At 71.9% G+C, this 18159-nt stretch carries 16 protein-coding genes; 5 read left to right on the top strand and 11 right to left on the bottom strand.

What is annotated here, in order from left to right; all coding sequences use genetic code 11:
- The first annotated feature begins 44 nt into the window (after positions 1–44).
- Positions 45–953 carry a hypothetical protein gene (locus tag ACILR4_RS08680; protein ID WP_395700450.1) on the top strand — a complete coding sequence of 303 codons (909 nt, stop codon included), beginning with the start codon at positions 45–47 and terminating at the stop codon, positions 951–953.
- Here the strand turns inward: ACILR4_RS08680 and ACILR4_RS08675 are convergent.
- The 6 genes from ACILR4_RS08675 to ACILR4_RS08650 form a co-directional block, all read right to left on the bottom strand.
- Positions 913–1944, bottom strand: a complete 1032-nt coding sequence (locus ACILR4_RS08675; RefSeq protein ID WP_395700449.1) for an alpha/beta fold hydrolase — start codon at positions 1942–1944, stop codon at positions 913–915. The genes ACILR4_RS08680 and ACILR4_RS08675 overlap by 41 nt on opposite strands.
- Entirely contained in the window at positions 1941–4361 is a 2421-nt protein-coding gene (locus ACILR4_RS08670; RefSeq protein WP_395700448.1) for a protein kinase domain-containing protein, read from the bottom strand. Before ACILR4_RS08670 ends, ACILR4_RS08675 begins: the two co-directional genes overlap by 4 nt.
- Positions 4362–4477: 116 nt before the next feature.
- Positions 4478–5242 carry a glucose 1-dehydrogenase gene (locus ACILR4_RS08665; RefSeq protein WP_395700447.1) on the bottom strand — a complete coding sequence of 255 codons (765 nt, stop codon included), beginning with the start codon at positions 5240–5242 and terminating at the stop codon, positions 4478–4480.
- Positions 5243–5260: 18 nt separating this feature from the next.
- Positions 5261–5677, bottom strand: coding sequence for a type II toxin-antitoxin system VapC family toxin (locus ACILR4_RS08660; RefSeq protein WP_395700446.1), 417 nt, complete (start codon positions 5675–5677; stop codon positions 5261–5263).
- A complete protein-coding gene (locus ACILR4_RS08655) occupies positions 5674–5934 on the bottom strand; it encodes a ribbon-helix-helix protein, CopG family (protein ID WP_395700445.1) in 261 nt (86 codons plus the stop codon). The genes ACILR4_RS08660 and ACILR4_RS08655 overlap by 4 nt, the downstream gene beginning before the upstream one ends.
- Before the next feature lie 195 nt (positions 5935–6129).
- Entirely contained in the window at positions 6130–7587 is a 1458-nt protein-coding gene (locus tag ACILR4_RS08650) for an aldehyde dehydrogenase family protein (RefSeq protein ID WP_395700444.1), read from the bottom strand.
- A 36-nt stretch (positions 7588–7623) separates the two neighbouring features.
- Here ACILR4_RS08650 and ACILR4_RS08645 point away from each other — a divergent pair, with 36 nt between their 5' ends.
- A complete protein-coding gene (locus ACILR4_RS08645; RefSeq protein ID WP_395700443.1) occupies positions 7624–8586 on the top strand; it encodes an ABC transporter permease in 963 nt (320 codons plus the stop codon).
- Positions 8583–9437 (top strand): ABC transporter permease, encoded by an 855-nt coding sequence (locus ACILR4_RS08640; RefSeq protein ID WP_395700442.1) that lies wholly within the window; start codon positions 8583–8585, stop codon positions 9435–9437. The genes ACILR4_RS08645 and ACILR4_RS08640 overlap by 4 nt, the downstream gene beginning before the upstream one ends.
- Positions 9438–9452: 15 nt before the next feature.
- On the opposite strand, the gene ACILR4_RS08635 is transcribed toward ACILR4_RS08640, so the two are convergent.
- From ACILR4_RS08635 to ACILR4_RS08615, 5 genes are read right to left on the bottom strand one after another with little or no spacing between them, the layout of a single operon-like run.
- On the bottom strand, positions 9453–9944 hold the full coding sequence (locus ACILR4_RS08635) for a hypothetical protein (RefSeq protein WP_395700441.1): 492 nt from the start codon (positions 9942–9944) through the stop codon (positions 9453–9455).
- 30 nt (positions 9945–9974) lie between these two features.
- The gene (locus ACILR4_RS08630; protein ID WP_395700440.1) at positions 9975–11225 is read right to left on the bottom strand and encodes an MFS transporter; all 1251 of its coding nucleotides are present in this window, start codon (positions 11223–11225) and stop codon (positions 9975–9977) included.
- Positions 11226–11241: 16 nt separating this feature from the next.
- Complete coding sequence (locus ACILR4_RS08625) at positions 11242–12585, bottom strand: GH1 family beta-glucosidase (protein WP_395700439.1); 1344 nt, start codon at positions 12583–12585, stop codon at positions 11242–11244.
- Positions 12582–15020, bottom strand: a complete 2439-nt coding sequence (locus ACILR4_RS08620) for a TonB-dependent receptor (RefSeq protein WP_395700438.1) — start codon at positions 15018–15020, stop codon at positions 12582–12584. The genes ACILR4_RS08625 and ACILR4_RS08620 overlap by 4 nt, the downstream gene beginning before the upstream one ends.
- A gap of 11 nt (positions 15021–15031) precedes the next feature.
- Complete coding sequence (locus tag ACILR4_RS08615; protein WP_395700437.1) at positions 15032–16189, bottom strand: MFS transporter; 1158 nt, start codon at positions 16187–16189, stop codon at positions 15032–15034.
- An 80-nt stretch (positions 16190–16269) separates the two neighbouring features.
- Between ACILR4_RS08615 and ACILR4_RS08610 the strand changes: the two genes are divergently transcribed.
- Together ACILR4_RS08610 and ACILR4_RS08605 are read left to right on the top strand one after the other, a co-directional pair.
- On the top strand, positions 16270–16926 hold the full coding sequence (locus ACILR4_RS08610; protein WP_395700436.1) for a TetR family transcriptional regulator: 657 nt from the start codon (positions 16270–16272) through the stop codon (positions 16924–16926).
- On the top strand, positions 16923–18137 hold the full coding sequence (locus ACILR4_RS08605) for an amino acid deaminase/aldolase (protein ID WP_395700435.1): 1215 nt from the start codon (positions 16923–16925) through the stop codon (positions 18135–18137). The genes ACILR4_RS08610 and ACILR4_RS08605 overlap by 4 nt, the downstream gene beginning before the upstream one ends.
- Positions 18138–18159 lie beyond the last annotated feature (22 nt).

Raw genomic sequence — 18159 nt, 5'->3', positions numbered from 1 at the left:
GTCGTGCGAGACCTCCTCAACCTTTCGCCTGCAAGGACTTCCCGATGCACCGCTTTGCCTTCCTGTCGCGCCGGACCGGCGCCGCCCTCCTCGGCCTGGCCGGCCTGTTCGCCGCCCCGGCCTTTGCCGGCCCGGTGTCGACGCTGTACCTCGCCTCGTACACCACCGCCCGGCTCTACGCCATCCAGGGCGACACGGTGAGCGCCGGCGCGCCGACCTACTGCAACCACTGCGAGGTGCCGATCGCGGTGGACGGCGACATCCGCACCCTCAGCCTCAGCGGCACCAGTGGCGGCCAGTACGCGCTGGACCGGACGCAGACCGGCGTGACCTACGCGGCAGCCTTCGCGCCGGATGCCGGCGTGCGGCTGGTCGACGGCAGCACCGATGGCCAGCGCAACTACGCCGTCACCACCCACGCCGGCGACAGCCACGGCCTGAGCAGCGTGTACGGCTTCGGCCGCGACTGGAGCAACACCGAGAAGCTGTTCGACATCGACTTCCGCATCGATGCCGGCGGCATCACCTACGACCCGGGCAACCAGTCGCTGTGGATCAGCGGCACCTATTCCAACGACGGCGTCGTCTACGGCCTGATCCGCGACTACGCGCTCGACGGCACGCTGCTGTCGCAGTTCAACGCCGGCGAGTTCGGCGGCGCCGGGCTGGCGATGGACTATGCCGACGGCACGCTGTGGACCACGCGCGGCCCGACCCAGTTCTTCGACCAGTATTCGCGCGACGGCACGCTGCTGCAGACCGTCAGCTACGACGCCCTGTCCGGCCAAGGCGGCTACCACGGCATCGAGTTCAACCTGGCCGGCGATGCGCGCACCCTGCCCGAGCCCGGCAGCTGGGCCCTGGCCGGGCTGGCCCTGTTGATCGGGGCAGGCGTGCGGCGCCGGCAGCGCGTCAGCCTGCCACCCACGCCCGCCGCAGCGGCGCATGCGTGACGCACAGCGCGCACGCCGGCGGCGCCGGCTCGCGCAGCCAGTCGCCGATCAGCGCGGTCTGGTGGCGGTCGCTCAGCACCGGCGTGTGGCCGGTGTCGGGCACGTGCACCAGGGTCAGCGCGTGGCCGCGCTGCATGCGCGATAGCGTCGATGGCGTCAGCGCGTCGGATTCCAGCCCGTGCATCAGCAGCACCGGGCCCTGCAGCGCGCGCCAGGCATCCCACAGGTCGACGCTGCGCGCGGCGTCGCGCTGGTAGGCCAGCAGCGCGCGCGGGTCGTGGCGGTAGACGCGGCCGCCGTCCTCGTCGGACCAGCGTGTCTGGTGGTAGGCGATGAACAGGCGCACGTCGTCGCCCACCGGCCCGTCATGCTTCTGCGCGGCGCCGGCGCGGCGCATGATGTCGGCCGGCGTGCGGAACACGTAGTGGCGCGCCAGCGTCTGCGCGCGGCGCGCGCGCCGGGCCTGCGGGATGTGCGGGCCGACGTCGTTGAGCAGCACGCGCGAGACGAGCTCCGGATGGCGCGCGGCCAGCACCATCGCGGCGCTGCCGCCCATCGACGAGCCGAGCAGCGCGACCGGGCCGCCACCCAGGTGCACGATCAGCTGGCGCAGCTGCTCGACATAGGTCGGCAGGCCGTACTCGCTGCCGTCGGCCAGCCAGCCCGACTGGCCGCGGCCCAGCCAGTCCATGCACACCACGCGCCAGCCTTCGCGGCGCAGGTCGGCAGCCAGGAAGGCGAAGCGCATCGCGGTGTTGGCCACGCCGCCGCAGCACACCAGCGTCGGCCAGCCGGGCAGGCCCCAGTCGGTGTAGCCTACTTTCACGGCATAGGGTCGGCGCAGGCGGGGCGGCACGGCGCGCTGCAGGCTGACCGGCTGCTGGTAGTCGAAGCTCGCGCGCACGAAATGGCCTTCGAAGCGGCGGTCCAGGCGCCGGGCCACGGCCAGCCACGCGGGCCAGGCATCGACGTCGGGCGGGGCCGCGCTCATCGGCCGCCGCCGGCTTCGCGCTCGCGTTCGCGCTGGCGCAGCACGTCGATCATCACGTTGAAGGTGCGGGCGAGCTGGCCCACCTCGTCGCGGCTGCGCACGGTGATCGCGGCGCGGTCGAACTCGCCAGCCTTCAGCGCATCGGCCGCGCTGGTGAGCGCGCGGATCGGCCGGACGATGCTGCGCGCGAAGCGCAGCGCCAGGCCGGTGAACAGCAGGCCGACCAGCGCCACGCTCAGGCCCAGGTCGCGGTACAGCTGGCGGAAGGGCTGCTCGAAGACCGCGCGCGGCTGGCTGACGCCCACCACCCAGTCATGCCCCGGCACCGGCGCATAGCCGGCGATCTCGTCGACACCGCTGATCGTCGAATGGAAGCGCGTGTGGCCCGACTGCCGCGCGCCGACCATCACCCGTGCCAGCGCCGGCATCTCCAGGCTCTGGATGGTGTCGCGCCGGAAGCGCTGATCGGCCTGGATGGCGGCCAGCTGCGGGGCGGTCAGCGGCGCCAGGCTGCGGTACAGCAGGTTCTCGCGCGGGTGATAGACCAGCACGCCGTCGCCGTCGACCAGGAAGGGATCGAGCGCCGAGGACTGCTTCACCTCGTCGAGGATCGCGGCAAACGACGACGCATGGATGCGCAGCACCACCGCGCCGATCACCGCCTGCCCGTCGGCGGCCAGCACCGGCATCGAGAAGAACACGCCGGCCTGGCCGGCCACCGCGCCAACCACCACGCCGGTGACGAACGGGCGCCCCGCCATCGCCTCCTGGAAGTAGCGGCGGAACTTGAAGTTGCGGCCCATCACCTCGGGGTCGTTGCACAGCAGCGCGGTGCCGCCCGGGTCCATCACCATCACCAGGTGCACGTCGCGGTTGGCGCGTGCCACCGCCACCAGCCGGTCGCGCAGCGCGTCGCGCACGGCCGGATCGGGCTTGGCGAGATAACGCGCGAATTCAGCGTCCGTGCCGAGCACGCGGGCGAAGTTCTGGCTGTCGTTGATCAGCTGCGCCAGGCGGCCGGCCGTGTTGCTGGCCAGGTGCTCGGCCTGGTCGAACTGGCTGGCCTCCAGCACCTGCAGGCTGCGCGTCAGGTTGTAGCCGGCGGTCAGCAGCATCGGCAGCAGCGCGGTGGCCAGCATCGCCAGCGCCATCTTCACCGCCAGCGGCCAGGCCGAGGGCGACAGCAGCTGGCGCAGCGCATGCGCGACCCGGCTGCGCGCCGGCGCGGCCTGCTCGCCCCGGCTCAAGGCGTCGGTCAGGCGCATCGAGGCCACGTGCTCGGCCAGCAAGGCCTCGCGCCACTGCGCGACGCTGCGCGGGCGCTGCGCGGGGTCGGGCTGCAGCGCCCAGTCGATCGCGCGCAGGAAGGGCTCGCCGTAGCGGCCGCGGCCGGCCTCCACGGCCGGCTTCAGCGCCACGCCGGCATGGCGCGCCTCGGCATCGGGCGGCTTCTGGCCGCTCACCGCCCAGTACAGCGTGGCGCCCAGCGCATAGATGTCGGTCCACGCGCCCTGCTCGCCCCAGCCGTACTGCTCGATCGGCGCGAAGCCGGGCGTGACGATCACCGCCTGCTGCGCGGCCAGCGCGACGGTCTGCCCGGCCGAGCCGAAGTCCAGCAGCACGAAGCGGCCATCGTCCTGCCGCACCTGGATGTTGTCGGGCTTGATGTCGCGGTGCAGGAAGCCGGCCGCATGCACGGTGGCCAGGCCGTCGAGCAGCGGCTGCAGCCGCGCCACCAGGCCTTTCTCGCCGATGGCCTGGTGCTGCGGCCACCAGTCGCGCAGCGGGCTGCCGCGCTCGTACTCCAGCACCATGTAGGCGGTGTGGTGGGCCTCGAAGAAGCGCGCCACGCGCACGATGTTCGGGTGCCGGAAGCTCGCCAGCGTGCGCGCCTCGACCAGGAAGGCCTCGAGCCCGAACTGGTAGCGCTCGCGGTGCTGCGACGCGGCCGGCATCACGCTGCGGTCGCCGGCGCGGAAGGCGATCTCCTCGGGCAGGTACTCCTTGATCGCCACCGGCGCGCGCAAGTTCACGTCGGTGGCCAGGTAGGTGATGCCGAAGCCGCCCTGGCCCAGCACGCGCTCGATGCGGTACTCGTGCAGCCGGAAGCCGGGCTGCAGCGCCAGCGGCGCCTTGCGCACCAGCGCCGCCGGCAGGGCCGCGGCCGGCGCCTCGCCACGCCGCAGCACCGTGGTGTGTGGCCGCGTCAAGGGGCGGGTAGGCGGGTGGTGCGGCTGCGTCGGCTCGTGCAGGTCGGGCCGAACGCGCGTGGCATCCGGGTCGGCCGGCACCTCCGGCCGCGCCAGCGTCGCATCGGGGTCAGGTCGAACCCGCGTGGCCTCCGGGTCGGTGTCGGCAAACACCGGCGGCACGATCACGCGGGTGGCATCAGGATCGTGCGGCCGGTCGGTACTCACGCCAGCGACCCCGCGCCGATCTCAGCCCGCCAAGCGCACGCCGCGGAACCGGCTATGCCGGGCCGCTGGCGTGGCCCCCCTGGGGGGGAGGCGCCGCAGGCGCTCCGGGGGGGAGCTCATATGCAGCGTCCACCATCGACCTCCATGCACACCCCGGTGATCATCGTCGCCTCGTCACTGCACAGGAAGCAGGCCGCGTTGCCCAGGTCCTCCGGCAGCGAGAAGCGGCCGATCGGGATCGTCGACAGGAACTTCGCTCGCATCTCGGGCGTGTCCTCGCCCATGAAGGTCTTCAGCAGCGGCGTCTCGCCCGCCACCGGATTGAGCGCGACGACGCGGATGCCCGCAGGCGCCAGCTCCACCGCGCAGGCGCGGGTGGCAGTGATCACCCAGCCCTTGCTGGCGTTGTACCAGGCCAGCCGCGGCCGCGGGCTGACGCCGGCGGTGGAGGCCATGTTCAGGATCACGCCGCGCTGGCCATGCACGCCGGGCGTGTTGGCCTTCAGGCGCGGCACGATCTCGCGCATCGCCAAGTAGATGGCGCGCATGTTCACCGCGGTGATGCGGTCGAACTCGTCTTCCGGCAGGCCTTCCAGCGGCTGCGGCACATGGCCCACGCCGGCGTTGTTGACCAGGATGTCGATGCGCCCGAAGTGCAGTTCGGCCGTCTCCATCATCAAGCGCACGTCGGCGGCATCGGCCACATCGACCTTCAGCGCGCGCGCCGCTGGCCCCAGAGCAGCGGCCACGCGCAGGCCGGCGTCGAGGTCGCGGTCGGCGACCAGCACCTGCGCGCCTTCGGCGACGAACTTGCGCGCAATGCCCTCGCCAAACCCCGACCCGCCGCCGGTGACGATGGCGACCTTGTTCTTCAAGCGCATGGGTGTCTCCTCACGGGCTCACTGAGCCAGCAGATTGTGGAAAGGCTTGCGGTTCTTCCAGCGATAGGCCCCGAAATCGCGCTGGTCGGTGCTGAGGATGCGGCCGTGGCCCAGGTGCTCGGCCAGCAGCACCAGCGAGCCGTCCGCCAGGTCCATCGGCAGCTTGGCGTATTTGCGCATCAGGATGGGCAGGCCGGCGAGTTCCTGCAGTGAGGGACTCCACACCGCAATGCCGCCACCGGCCACCTCGTCGATCAGCCCGCTGGCGAACGCCGGGCCCAGCCGGCTCTGCAGCAGGTGGCAGCACTCGGCGAGCACCGGCCAGGTGGTGATCCAGCCTTGTTCGGCCGTGCCGGCCATGGCCTGGGCACGCTCGTGCCAGGCATCGTCCGCATCGGCCAGCGCAAACAGGAATCCGCTGTCGACCGCGATCACTTCGGCCGCCGCGGGTACTTGGCATCGATGGCCTCGGCCACGAATTGCTTGTAGTTCCCGGCGATGTCGCTGCGGCCACTGTGGCCCTTGCCGATCAACGGGCCAAAGTGGCGCAGCCCGGCTTGCTTGGCACGGACCTGGTGGTAGTACATCCGCACGCTTTCGCGCACCACATGGCTCACGCTCTCGCCAGTGGCGCTGACCAGGTAGTCGAGTTGTTGCTGGGCTTCCTCATCCAGCCGGGCATTCACGCGCATGACGGCGCTCCAGGGTCCTGCTTGTCATCCATTGTATGACACACCGGATCCATCTTGGTGGGTCGTGGCGCCGACCGCCCCCCTCGTGGCATGACGCAGGCGCCCCCAAGCAACCGCCGCGGAACCGGCTCTGCCGGGCCGCTGGCGGTGCCCCCTGGGGGGGAGGCGCCGAAGGCGCTCCGGGGGGGAGCCACGTCAATCATGCTTGATGGCGACGGTCTTCAGCGACGAGAAGCCGTACAGCGCCTCGAAGCCCTTCTCGCGGCCGTGGCCGGACTGCTTGACGCCGCCGAAGGGCAGCTCGATGCCGCCGCCGGCGCCGTAGTTGTTGATGAACACCTGGCCGCACTGCAGCTTGCGCGCCATGCGCAGCTGGCGGCCGCCGTCGCGCGTCCACACGCCGGCCACCAGGCCGAAGGCGGTGCCGTTGGCGATGCGCAAGGCCTCGGCTTCGCCGTCGAACGGGATCACCACCTGCACCGGGCCGAAGATCTCTTCCTGCGCCAGGCGATGGTCGGGCGCCGCGGGCGCCAGCAAGGTGGGCGCCACGTAGCAGCCGCCGGCGGGCAGGCTGGCGGGCAGCGAGGCCTGGGCCGCCACCTGCAGCCCGCTGTCGCGCGCGATGCCGAGGTAGCCCTGCACGATGTCGCGCTGGCGCGCCGAGATCAGCGGGCCGACGTCCAGGTCGTCCAGCGCGGGCCCGACGCGCAGCGCCCGGTAGCGCTCGGCCATGCGCGCGACCACGCTGTCGAAGACCGGCCGCTCGACCAGGATGCGCGAGGCCGCCGAGCAGGTCTGCCCGGCGTTCTGGATGCCGGCGTTGACGAGAAAGGGCAGCGCCGCGTCCAGGTCGGCATCGGCGAACACGATCTGCGGGCTCTTGCCGCCGAGCTCCAGGGTGACAGGGATGGTGTTGCGCGCAGCCGCGGCCTGCACCAGCCGGCCCACCGCCACCGAGCCGGTGAACGACAGGTGCGCGACGCCGGCATGCGCGCTCAGCGCCGCGCCGGCCTCTTCACCGAGCCCGGGCACGATGTTCAGCGCGCCGGCCGGCAGCCCGGCCTGCTGCGCGATGCGGCCGAAGGCCAGCGCGCTCAAGCACGCTTCCTCGGCCGGCTTCAGCACGCAGGCATTGCCCATCGCCAGCGCGGCGCCGACCGAGCGGCCGATGATCTGCATCGGGTAGTTCCAGGGCACGATGTGGCCGGTGACGCCATGCGGCTCGCGCAGCGTCAACGCGGTGTAGCCGTTGGCGAAGGGAATGGTCTCGCCATGCACCTTGTCGGCCGCGCCGCCGTAGAACTCGAGGTAGCGCGCCAGCGCCACCGCATCGGCCCGGCCCTGCTTCAGCGGCTTGCCGACGTCCAGCGCCTCCAGCCGCGCCAGTTCATCGGCCTGCTCGAGCACCAGCGCGCTCATCTTCAGCAGCAGCCGGCCGCGTTCCGCAGCGCTGAGCCGGCCCCAGTCGCCCTCGAGCGCCGCCTGTGCGGCCTGTACCGCGGCATCGATGTCGGCCGCGCCGCCGCGGCCGATCTCGGCCAGCAGGCTGCCGTCGTTCGGGTTGATCAGCGGCAGCGTCTCGCCGCTGGCGGTGGCGGTCCAGCGTCCGCCGACGAGTTGCTGGTGGGTGTCGAAGCCGATGCTGCCCTGCATGCTGATCTCCCGATGGGATCGGGCATGATAGTTCTCATGAGCGTGTTCCTCGCCAAGCGCCTGCTGACCTTCCTGGCCACCCTGGCCATCGCGTCGGCGCTGGTGTTCGCGGCGCTGGAGCTGCTGCCCGGCAACGTGGCGCAGGTGATGCTGGGCGACAGCGCCACGCCCGAATCGCTGGCTGCGCTGGAGCGCAAGCTGGGCCTGGACCGGCCGCCGCTGGCGCGCTACACGCAGTGGATCGGTGGCCTGCTGCAGGGCCGCACGGCCGAGAGCCTGTCGTACAGCACGCCCACCGCCGAGCTGATTGCCGAGCGCCTGCGCGTCACGCTGCCGCTGGCCGCGCTGTCGATGGCGCTGACCACCGTGCTGGCCTTGGTACTCGGCGTGTACGCGGCCTCGCGCCACAACCGCATCGGCGATGTCGGGGTGATGGCGGCGAGCCAGCTCGGCATCGCGATCCCGAGCTTCTGGTTCGCGATCCTCTTGATCCTGCTGTTCGCGGTGAAGCTGCAGTGGGTCAGCGCCGGCGGCTTCCCGGGCTGGACCGAAGACGAAGGCGGTGGCCTGGCCGAAGGCCTGCAGGCGCTGGCGCTGCCGGCAGTGGCGCTGGCGCTGGTGCAAGCCGCGATCCTGGCGCGGGTGACCCGCTCGTCGGTACTGGAGGTGATGCGCGAGGACTTCGTGCGCACCGCGCGCGCCAAGGGCCTGAGCCGCCGCGCGACGCTGTGGAAGCATGTGCTGCGCAACGCGATGATCCCGGTGCTGACGATCATGGGCCTGCAGTTCGCGAACCTGATCACCGGCACCATCGTGGTCGAGAACGTGTTCGTGCTGCCGGGCATCGGCCGCCTGGTGTTCCAGGCCATCGCCAACCGCGACCTGGTCGTCGTGCGCGACGTGGTGATGCTGCTGGTGGCGGTGGTGGTGGTGGTCAACTTCGTCGTCGACCTGCTGTACGCGCTGGTCGACCCGCGGCTGCGGGCCTCGGACGCATGACGCGCCGCGCCGCCGCCCCCGGCTTCGCGCAGCGCGCGCTGCGGCATCCGAGCTTCCTGCTCGGCGCCGCGCTGACGCTGCTGCTGGCGCTGACCGCGCTGGTCTCGCTGCTCTGGTCGCCGTACCCGCCGGCGGAGATCGACATCCCGCACAAGCTGCAGCCGCCGAGCGCGGCGCACTGGTTCGGCACCGACAGCCTGGGCCGCGACATCGCCTCGCAGCTGCTGGTGGGCTCGCAGAATTCCATCGTCGTCGGCGTCATCGCGGTGGGCATCGGCCTGGTCGCCGGCGTGCTGCTGGGCTGCCTGGCCTCGGCCCGGCGCGGCTGGGTCGAGGAGTTGGTGATGCGCGCGGCCGACTTCACCTTCGCGTTCCCGGCGCTGCTGTCGGCCATCATGCTCGGCGCGATCTATGGCCCCGGGCTGCTGACCGGCATCGTCGCGATCGGCATCTTCAACATCCCGGTGTTCGCGCGCATCACCCGTGGCGCGGCCAACGCGGTGTGGGCGCGCGAGTACGTGCTGGCCGCGCGCGCCGCCGGCTTCGGCGGCTGGCGCATCACCACGCGGCATGTGCTGCCCAACATCGCCAGCGTGCTGATCGTGCAGGCCACGATCTCGTTCGCCACCGCCATCCTGGCCGAGGCGGCGCTGTCCTACCTGGGCCTGGGCACGCAGCCGCCGCAGCCCAGCTGGGGCCGCATGCTCAACGAGGCGCAGACCCAGCTGTACCAGGCACCGATGCTGGCGGTGTACCCGGGCCTGGCGATCGCGCTCAGCGTGCTGGGGCTGAACCTGATGGGCGACGGCCTGCGCGACCTGCTGGACCCGAAGCTGGCGCGCAAGCGTTGATCGCCGGCGTCAAGGTCAACGCGGCCGGCCGTAGCCCTGGGCGATCCAGGCCTCCGCGCTGCCGGCATTGAGCTTGAAGTTCGCGGCCACGCGCACGCTGTCGATCGTGCCGCCCTCGGCATCGAAGGCGGCCAGCGTGGCGTAGGGGTCGTCTTCATCGGGCGTGATGTCCAGCGTCACCTTCACCCGGCCGGTGTCGGTCATCACGCTCAGTTCCTTGTGCCACAGCGCCTGCTGCGCCTGCTCGTGGCGGCGCACCACTTCATGCGCGGTCTTCACCAGCGTGTTGAAGGCGCTGGTGTCCAGCGGTTTCGGGCTCTTCTTGTCGCGGCCCATGGTCCACGGGCCGACCAGCGCCGGCTCGGGCTCGCCCTGGCGGATCATCTCCACGGCCCAGCCATCGTCGTCGTTGTTCTTGATCACGCGGGCCGTCCAGCCGTTGTCGCGCCACAGGCGCGGTTCGTGGATCGGCTCGTCGGCGGCGGTGTCGTCAGGCATCTGGCTCATGGCGTCAGGCGAATGCGGGGAAGCGCATTCTCAGCGCACGCCGCGAATCCGGTGCACCAGCCCGCCGCTGAGCAGCGTGACGGCCGCCGCCGCGAGGAACAGCGCGGGGTAGCCGCCCCAGCGGGTCACCAGCAGCGCCGCGATGGCCGGGGCCAGCACCTGCGGCGCGGAGTTCGCGATGTTGATCAGGCCCAGATCCTTGCCGCGATCGGCCGCGGCCGGCAGCACCTGCGTGATCAACGCCTGGTCCACCGCGACATAGATGCCATAGCCCAGGCCCATCAGCGCCGCGCCCGCAATGGTCACCGGCCAGCTCGGCCACAGCGCCAGCAGCGCGCTGGCCGCGGCCATCACGACACTGGCGGCCATCACAGGCACCTTGCGCCGGCCCGAGCGATCGGACAGCACGCCCGCCATGAACGCCGACAGCAGCACCCCGGCGGTGTAGACGCCCACCAGGATCAGCAGCCCATCCTCGGCCGTCTCGCCCGGGAACAAGGCCTCGTAGCGCACCCGGTCGCGCAGGAAGTACAGCAGGTACAGCGTGGCCAGCGCATTGCCCAGGTTGATCAGGCAGCGGGTGAGCCAGGCCCAGGCGAAATCCGGAAATCGCCGCGGGCTGAGCCAGAAGGCCGCGAAGAACGCGCGCCAGCGCCACGGCGGCCGGTCTTCGCGCCGCAGCGGCGTGTTGCCGACCCGCAGTACGAAGGGCAGCGCGCACAGCAGCAGCGCGCTGGCGACGGCCGCATAGCCCGCCGAAACGCCACCGGCCAGCGCGGTCACCAGCAAGGTGCCGGCCACCACGCCCAGCGGCTGGGTCACGCCGAACCAGGCGCTGCACACGGCCCGCTGCGACACCGGCACCTGGTCGGGCACTTCGGCGCTCAGCGCGGCGAGCATCGCGTTCAGCGTGAGCTGCGCCACGCACCACCACAGCGTGGCACCGGCCAGCGTGGTCTGGCGGCCCAGCATCGCCAGCGCGCCCGCGCCCAGTACCGCGCCGGCCAGCGTCCAGGGGCGGCGGCGACCGAAGCGTGAAGTGGTCCGGTCCGACAGCGCGCCGAACAGCGGATTGGCCACCAGCGACACCAGCGCGCCGACGCCGGTGACCCAGCCGAGCGCAGCCTCCTTGCCGGCCGGCGCGATCAATGCCATCTGCTGCGCCAGCAGCACCTGGATCGGCGCGAAGAACGCCATCCACAGGCCCAGGTTGGCCAGCGCGAACAGGCCCATGAAGCCCTTGCCGACCGGCCGCTGCGGTTCGGCGAAGGCATCGTTCATGGGAGCCCCGCCGGCCTCACGCCTGCGCCGCGATCAAGTCCCGGTACCAGTGGTACGAGCGCTTCGGCGTGCGCCGCTGCGTGGCGTAGTCGACATGCACCAGCCCGAAACGCGGCCGGTAGCCTTCGGCCCATTCGAAGTTGTCCAGCAGCGACCAGACGAAGTAGCCCTGCACATCGACGCCGCCGTCCATCGCCGTGCGCAGCGCCTGCAGGTGCTGCTCGAGGTAGGCGACGCGCCGCGGATCGTCGACGCCACCGGCCTCCAGCGCATCGGGCATGGCCGCACCGTTCTCGGTGATCACGAGGGGCGGCAGTGCGTCGCCATGGCGCTGCTTCAGGCCCAGCAGCAGTTCGCTCAGGCCCTGCGGGATGACCGGCCAGCCCATCTCGGTGCGCTCGTGGTGCGCCGGCGCCTCGGCCTCCCTCAGCGGCACCGGCGAACCCGGCGGCGTGGCCTGCACGTGGGTCGGGTTGTAGTAGTTGATGCCGAAGAAATCGAGCCGCTGCGCGATCGTCGCCTCGTCGCCCGCATGGATCGCCGACAGATCGATGCCCAGCGTGGCCAGTTCTTCGGGATAGCGGCCGCGCAGCAGCGGCTCGCAGTGGATGCCTTCCTGCAGCAAGTGCAGCAGGTGGGCGGCGGCGTGGTCCTCCGCGCGGCCGGTGGCCGGCCGCGCCGGCGCCATGCTCTGCGCGATGCCGACCTGCGCCGCGCCCGGCAGGTGCGCGCGCAGCGCCTGCACGGCCAGGCCATGGGACAGCAGCAGGTGGTGCGCCACCGCGAAGGAGTCCAGCCCCAGCGTCAGCCCCGGCGCATGCGTGCCCAGCGCATGGCCGAGCACCGTGTGCTCGAAGGTCTCGTTGTGGGTGATCCAGCGCGGCACGCGGTCGCCGAGCTGGCGTGCCATCCCCTGCGCGAACTCGGCGAAGCGCGCGGCCGTGTCGCGGTGCTGCCAGCCGCCGGCGTCCTGCAGGGCCTGCGGCAGGTCCCAGTGGTAGAGCGTGGGCATCGGGCTGATGCCCTGGGCGAGCAGTTCATCGACCAGCCGCGAGTAGAAGGCCAGGCCTTCGCGCTTGAACGGCCCGCGGCCCTCGGGCTGGAGGCGCGACCAGGCGATCGAGAAGCGATAGGCGCCGACGCCCAGCCCGGCCAGCAGCGCGACGTCCTGCTGATAACGCCGATAGTGATCGCATGCCACGGCCGCCGTGTCGCCATGGGCGATGCGGCCGGCCTCGGCGCAGAAGCGGTCCCAGATCGTCGGCCCGCGGCCATCGGCCTGCAGCGAGCCCTCGATCTGGTAGGCCGAGGTCGAGACCCCCCACAGAAAGCCCGGCGGGAAACGCAGCACTGCACTCACAGGCTGGCGCGCAGCTCGATGCCGATGAAGCGCGGCGGCGTGATCATCGCGTAGGGCGATCCCAGCCCGGCCGCGACGTAGTTGACGCTGGTGACGTAGCGCCGGTTCATGAGGTTGTTGAGCACCAGCGCCACGCCCCAGTTGCCCGCGCTGCCCGGTGCGCTCTCCCACCCGAAGCGAGCGTCCACGCGGGTGCGCGCACCGCCGACGCGGAAGCTCGGTGTCTGCAGGCAACTGCCTTGCGCCAGCGATTCCGCATTGCAGCGGGTGGCACCGACGTAGGCGCCTTGCAGCGTCGCGGTGGCGGTGCCGCCGGCCAGCGGCCATTGGTAGTCGGTGCCCAGCGTGGCCGTCAGGCGCGGCGTGCCGACCGGCTGGCCGCTCAGGTCGCTGCCGTCGCTGGCGGTGCGGCGCTTGTAGGTCTGGTCGATGGCCTCGGCCGCGCTGTACAGCCGCCACTGGCGCGTGGCCTGCCAGCGTGCTTCGATGTCCAGGCCGGTGGCGCGCTGGTCGCTCAAGGTCACCAGGTAGGCCGGCACCCCGGCCTGGTTGGCCGAGGGCACCAGCGTCAGCGATTGCAGGTTGTCGAAGCGGTAGTGGAAGAGCGCGGCGCTGTAGCTCAGGCCCGCTTCGCGGCGGCTGCCCTTCACGCCCAGCTCGAAGCTGGTCACGGTCTCCGGCGCATAGTCGCCATTGACCTGCAGCGCATTGAAGCCGCCGGCCTGGTAGCCGCGCGTGACCGAGCCATAGACCATGGTGTCGGCGGCGACGCGGTGGTCGAGCACCACGCGCGGGCTGACATTGCGCCACGACTTCTGCACCTGCAGCGCCTGGGTCGACGCACCCTGCCCCTGGACCAGCTGGTTGGTCGAGACCAGGCCGGCCAGCTGGTCGGCATCGTTCTGCGACAGCACGCCGGCCCCCACCAGGGTCGGGAAGAAGTCCGCCGCGTTCAGCGCGCCGAGCTGCGTGTCCAGCCCCTGTGCCGTGCGTGTGGGGCTGTACCAGCTGAAGCGCTTGCGGTCGCGCGTGAAGCGCAGGCCGGTGGTCAGGTTGGTGGCCGGGCCCAGGTGCCAGATCGTGTCGCCGTACAGCGCCAGGGCCTGGTAGGCGCCGCTGTTGAACATGTTCTCCTGCCAGGGCTGGCCCAGCAGGTCGACGCCCGGCACGCCCACGGCCTGCGCCAGCTCGTTGAGCGTGGCGAAGGGCGCGATGCCCGCGACGTTGCCGAACAAGGTGTCGAGCGCGGTGGTGACCGAGCGCACCTCGCTGGTCTGCTGCGCGCGTTCGCGGAAGAAGCTGGCGCCGGCGAGCCAGTCCACCGTCTTGTTGCGGCCCGCGAGCTTGAACTCCTGCTGCCAGGTGGTGTTGGCCTCGACGTTGCCGGTCGACAGGTAGCTGGTGAGCTGGTTGGTACCGTCGTTGTCGGTGCGGTTGACCGCGTTGAAGTGCCGGTACGCGGTGATCGAACTGAAGTCGGCCCACGGCAGCGCGTGCTCGATGCGCAGGGTGGCGCCGTTGAAGCGGCGTGCCTCGCGGTTGTCCGGCACGTCGTTCTGCAGCGGTGCCTGGCGCGGGTCGCGGTAGCTGGCCGGGTCGGCGCCGTAGGCCGGCGTGGCCAGCAGGCCGATGGCCGGCACCGCGCGCTGGTCCAGGTCTTCATGCTCCCACGACAGCAGCACGCGCGTGGCGTCCGAAGGGCTCCAGGCCAGCGCCATGCGCGTGCCCCAGGCATGCTCGCCGCGCTCGGCCTGGCCGCTGGCGGCATCGCGCTGCCAGCCGTGGCTGAACTGGCCGGTGCCGCTGATGCGCAACGCCAGGGTCTCGCCCAGCGGCTGGTTGACCACGGCCTCGAGGTGCCGCGTGTTGTGGCTGCCCAGGCGCAGCAGGCCGCTGGCCGAGAAGCTGCCCGTCGGCTCGTTGCTGACCACCGAGATCGCACCGCCCGCGCTGTTGCGGCCGAACAGCGTGCCCTGCGGGCCCTTGAGCACCTCGATGCGCTTGACGTCGTTGAAGTTCAGCAGCGCGCCGCCGGTCTTGCCGGTGTAGACGCCGTCGACGTAGACGCCCACCGGCGCATCGGTGCCGATGCCGAAGTCGCCGGTGCCGATGCCACGCAGGCTGAACAGCGGCTGCGTCGGCTGGTCGGCCACGATCTGCAGCCCGGGGATGTAGCCGTTCATGTCCGCCAGGTTCGCGGCGCCGAGCTTGCGGATCTGTTCCGCCGGCACGATCTGCAGCGCGATCGGCACGCTCTGCAATTGCTGCACGCGACCGTTGCCGGTGACCGTCACGGTCTCGCTGGCGGCCGTGGAGGGCGCCGCGGAAGCCGCTGCATCGGGCGGCGTGACCGCCTGCTGCGCCCAGGCGGCGGGCGCGCCCAGCGCCATCCACACGGCCAGCGTCAGGCGCGATCGAATCGGTGTCTTGAGCATGGTGTGATCCATCACGGGTTGAAGGCAACGAGAGCGGGCCGCGCGAAGGCCCGCCAGGCAAAGGGCAGGGCCAGCAGGCTGGCCAGCGCCAGCGCCGCACCGAAGCCCGGGCCGCCGAGCGTGCCGAGCAGCGTGCCCGCGAAGGCCGTGCCGAGCGCGGCGCCGGCGAAGCACACGACGATGCTGCGCGCGACCAGCGCGCCGTCGGCATCCAGCTCCGACAGGCGCGCCGTCAGGAACGGCGTCAGCGCGTAGAAGGCCAGCGACACCAGCGCCTGCGTCGCAAAGTACGCGGCCGATCCCTGCGCGACGAAGAAGCCGACGACCGAGGCCGCCATGGTCAGCAGCGCCGCGCAGACGATGGGCGTGCGGTGGTCGTGGCTGCGCCGGTGCGCGGCCGCCAGGCAGCCGGCCAGGCCCAGCACCGAGGCCAGCGACAGCAGCAGGCCGATGCGCGCAGCCGTCAAGCCGATGCGGCTGCCGACGAGTTCCGCCACCGCCCACTGGGCCGCCAGCACGGCGTAGGCCAGCACCATCACGGCCCAGATCGGCAGCAGCGTGCGCCAGCGCCGCGGCGGGTTGCGCGTGGCCGACGCGACCGGGCGCGGCAGCGCGTGCGCGCCAGTGCGCGCCGCCGGCACCGCGATCAGCGCAAACGCGCCGGCCAGCAGCAGGAACAGCCAGCGGTCGACCCAGGGCCCGGGCAGGCTGGCCGCCACGACCAGCAGCACCGCGTCGAACACGCCGCCGACCAGCATGATCACGCCCCAGCCCCGTTCGGCCGCCGCGCGGTGCGACAGGCTGGCCGCGACGACGACGAACAGCATGCCTTCGAACAGGCCGACGATGCCGCGGGACACACCCACGCAGCCAGCGCTGGGCAGCCAGGCCCCGGCGGCCTGCGCCAGCAGCGTGCCCAGGCAGCCGACCGCGGCGAACCGCCGCGCCGCGCCTGCCACCCAGCGCGGCAACACCGCACAGGCGATCGCGATGCCGACGATCTCCAGCCCCGCCAGGCCTGTCGCCGCGTCTTCGCCAATGCCGAAGCGCCGCATCAGCGTGGCCACGATCACGGGCATCACGATGGTGCCGTTGGTCGCCACCGCATAGGCGCAGGCCAGCTGCAGCAGCGCGGCTGTCTTCAGTTCCGGACGCAGGCCTGGTGCCATGGGCAGCGCTTGAATGTGAGCGTTGATCACAATATAATGTGATCATTGATCATGTGTCAAATCATGGACGATCCACGCCGATGAGCGAAGCAGAGCCCAGGCGCAGGCCGCAGCAGGAGCGCAGCAAGACGCGGGTCGAGTCCATCCTGGACGTGGCCCTCGAGCTGGTGGTCGAGCAAGGCGCCGAAGCGCTGGCGATGCGCGAGCTCGCACGCCGCGCCGGCGTGCAGATCAGCTCGGTCTACCAGTACTTCCCATCCAAGGCGGCCATCCTGCGCGAGCTGGCCAAGCGCAACCTCGAACGCGTGCGGCTGAAGCTGGAGAACGAGGTCGGCGAGCTGTTCGCCGAGCACGACGGCCGGCCGACCCCCGCGCAGGCCGTGCACCGCGTCGTGGACGCGTACTATGCACACTATCGAGACCAGCCCGCGGCGGTGGCGGTCTGGGCCGGCGCCCAGAGCGACCACAGCCTGCGCGAGCTCGACATCGAGGACACGCAACTGACGGCGCGGTTCCTGGTCCCCTCGCTGATGGAGATCCTGTCGCTGACGGATGCGGAGGATGTGTTCGCACTGGCATTGCTGCTGGCCGAGACCACCGGCGCGGTCGCGCGGCTGGCGCTGGCGGTCGAGCCGCCGCTGCGCGACCAGCTCGTCGCCCAGCTCAAGCGCATGCTGATCGCCACGCTGGAGGCCGCGCAGGCCGGGGGCGTGGAGGCTGGGGGCGCACAGCGGTGAACACGGCCTCGCCCCAGCCGGACGACAGCGATTACGCCCACTACCGCCGCGCCCTGGCCGGCGTGCACCTGCCGGCCGCGTTCGTCGACCTCGACCGGCTGCGCGCCAACCTCGCCACGCTGGTGCAACGCGCCGGCCCGCTGCCGATCCGGCTGGTGACGAAGTCGATCCGCTCGGTCGGCATCACGCGCCGGCTGCTCGCGGCCGAGCCGCGGCTGCAGGGACTGCTGTGCTACGCCGCGGACGAGGCGGCCTGGCTGGCGAGCGAGGGCTTCGACGACCTGGTCGTGGCCTATCCCACGACCGAGCCGCAGGCACTGCGCGCGGTGGCCGCACAGCTGCGCGCCGGGCGCCGCATCACGTTGATGGTCGACAGCGCGGCCCAGCTCGATGCGCTGGCCGCGCTGGCGCAGGCCGAGGGCGTGGTGCTGCCGGTGGCGATCGACCTCGACATGTCCAGCGACTTCCCGGGCCTGCGCTTCGGCGTCTACCGCTCGCCGGTGGACGGCCCGGCCGCCGCGCTGGCACTGGCCGGCGAGATCGCGCGCCGGCCCGCCTTGCGGCTCGACGGCCTGATGGGCTACGAAAGCCAGATCGCCGGCCTGATGGACCGCGTGCCTGGCCAGGCCCTGAAGAACGCCGTCATCGCGCTGCTGAAGTGGCGGTCGGTGCGCGAGGTCAACGCGCGCCGGCGCGACACGGTCGCGGCGCTGCGCGCGGCGGGCCACCATCTGCGCTTCGTCAACGGCGGCGGCACCGGCAGCTTCGAGAGCACGCGCGCCGACCCCAGCGTCACCGAACTCGCGGCCGGCTCGGGCCTGTATGCGCCGACGCTGTTCGATCACTACGCGGCCTTTCGCGCGCGGCCCGCCGCCGGCTTCGCGCTGCCAGTCACGCGGGTGCCGCGGCCCGGCATCGTCACCTGCGCCGGCGGCGGCTACGTGGCCTCCGGCCCCGCGGGCGCGGACCGGCTGCCACAGCCCTGGCTGCCGCCGGGCTGCAGCCTGATCGGCACCGAAGGCGCCGGCGAGGTGCAGACGCCGGTGCGGCTCCCGCTCGGCGTCGCGCTGGGCCTCGGCGACGCGCTGCTGTTCCGCCATGCCAAGGCCGGCGAGGTGTGCGAGCGCTTCAACGAGCTGCTGCTGATCGAGGGCGGGCGCGTGGTCGACATCGTCACCACCTACCGCGGCGACGGCAAGAGCTTCTTCTGATTCAACCCGAGGAGGGGGCGAG

The organism is Aquabacterium sp. (assembly GCF_044226965.1).
Lineage (GTDB): Bacteria > Pseudomonadota > Gammaproteobacteria > Burkholderiales > Burkholderiaceae_C > Pseudaquabacterium.
This window is presented reverse-complemented; position numbering and strand designations above follow the sequence as displayed.

What these genes read in the sequence shown, in the direction of transcription:
- ACILR4_RS08680 (WP_395700450.1), top strand. Translation starts at nt 45, where the DNA reads ATGCACCGCTTTGCCTTCCTGTCGCGCCGGACCGGCGCCGCCCTCCTC.
- ACILR4_RS08675 (WP_395700449.1), bottom strand. Translation starts at nt 1,944, where the DNA reads ATGAGCGCGGCCCCGCCCGACGTCGATGCCTGGCCCGCGTGGCTGGCC.
- ACILR4_RS08665 (WP_395700447.1), bottom strand. Translation starts at nt 5,242, where the DNA reads ATGCGCTTGAAGAACAAGGTCGCCATCGTCACCGGCGGCGGGTCGGGG.
- ACILR4_RS08655 (WP_395700445.1), bottom strand. Translation starts at nt 5,934, where the DNA reads ATGCGCGTGAATGCCCGGCTGGATGAGGAAGCCCAGCAACAACTCGAC.
- ACILR4_RS08650 (WP_395700444.1), bottom strand. Translation starts at nt 7,587, where the DNA reads ATGCAGGGCAGCATCGGCTTCGACACCCACCAGCAACTCGTCGGCGGA.
- ACILR4_RS08645 (WP_395700443.1), top strand. Translation starts at nt 7,624, where the DNA reads ATGAGCGTGTTCCTCGCCAAGCGCCTGCTGACCTTCCTGGCCACCCTG.
- ACILR4_RS08640 (WP_395700442.1), top strand. Translation starts at nt 8,583, where the DNA reads ATGACGCGCCGCGCCGCCGCCCCCGGCTTCGCGCAGCGCGCGCTGCGG.
- ACILR4_RS08635 (WP_395700441.1), bottom strand. Translation starts at nt 9,944, where the DNA reads ATGAGCCAGATGCCTGACGACACCGCCGCCGACGAGCCGATCCACGAA.
- ACILR4_RS08630 (WP_395700440.1), bottom strand. Translation starts at nt 11,225, where the DNA reads ATGAACGATGCCTTCGCCGAACCGCAGCGGCCGGTCGGCAAGGGCTTC.
- ACILR4_RS08620 (WP_395700438.1), bottom strand. Translation starts at nt 15,020, where the DNA reads ATGCTCAAGACACCGATTCGATCGCGCCTGACGCTGGCCGTGTGGATG.
- ACILR4_RS08615 (WP_395700437.1), bottom strand. Translation starts at nt 16,189, where the DNA reads ATGGCACCAGGCCTGCGTCCGGAACTGAAGACAGCCGCGCTGCTGCAG.
- ACILR4_RS08610 (WP_395700436.1), top strand. Translation starts at nt 16,270, where the DNA reads ATGAGCGAAGCAGAGCCCAGGCGCAGGCCGCAGCAGGAGCGCAGCAAG.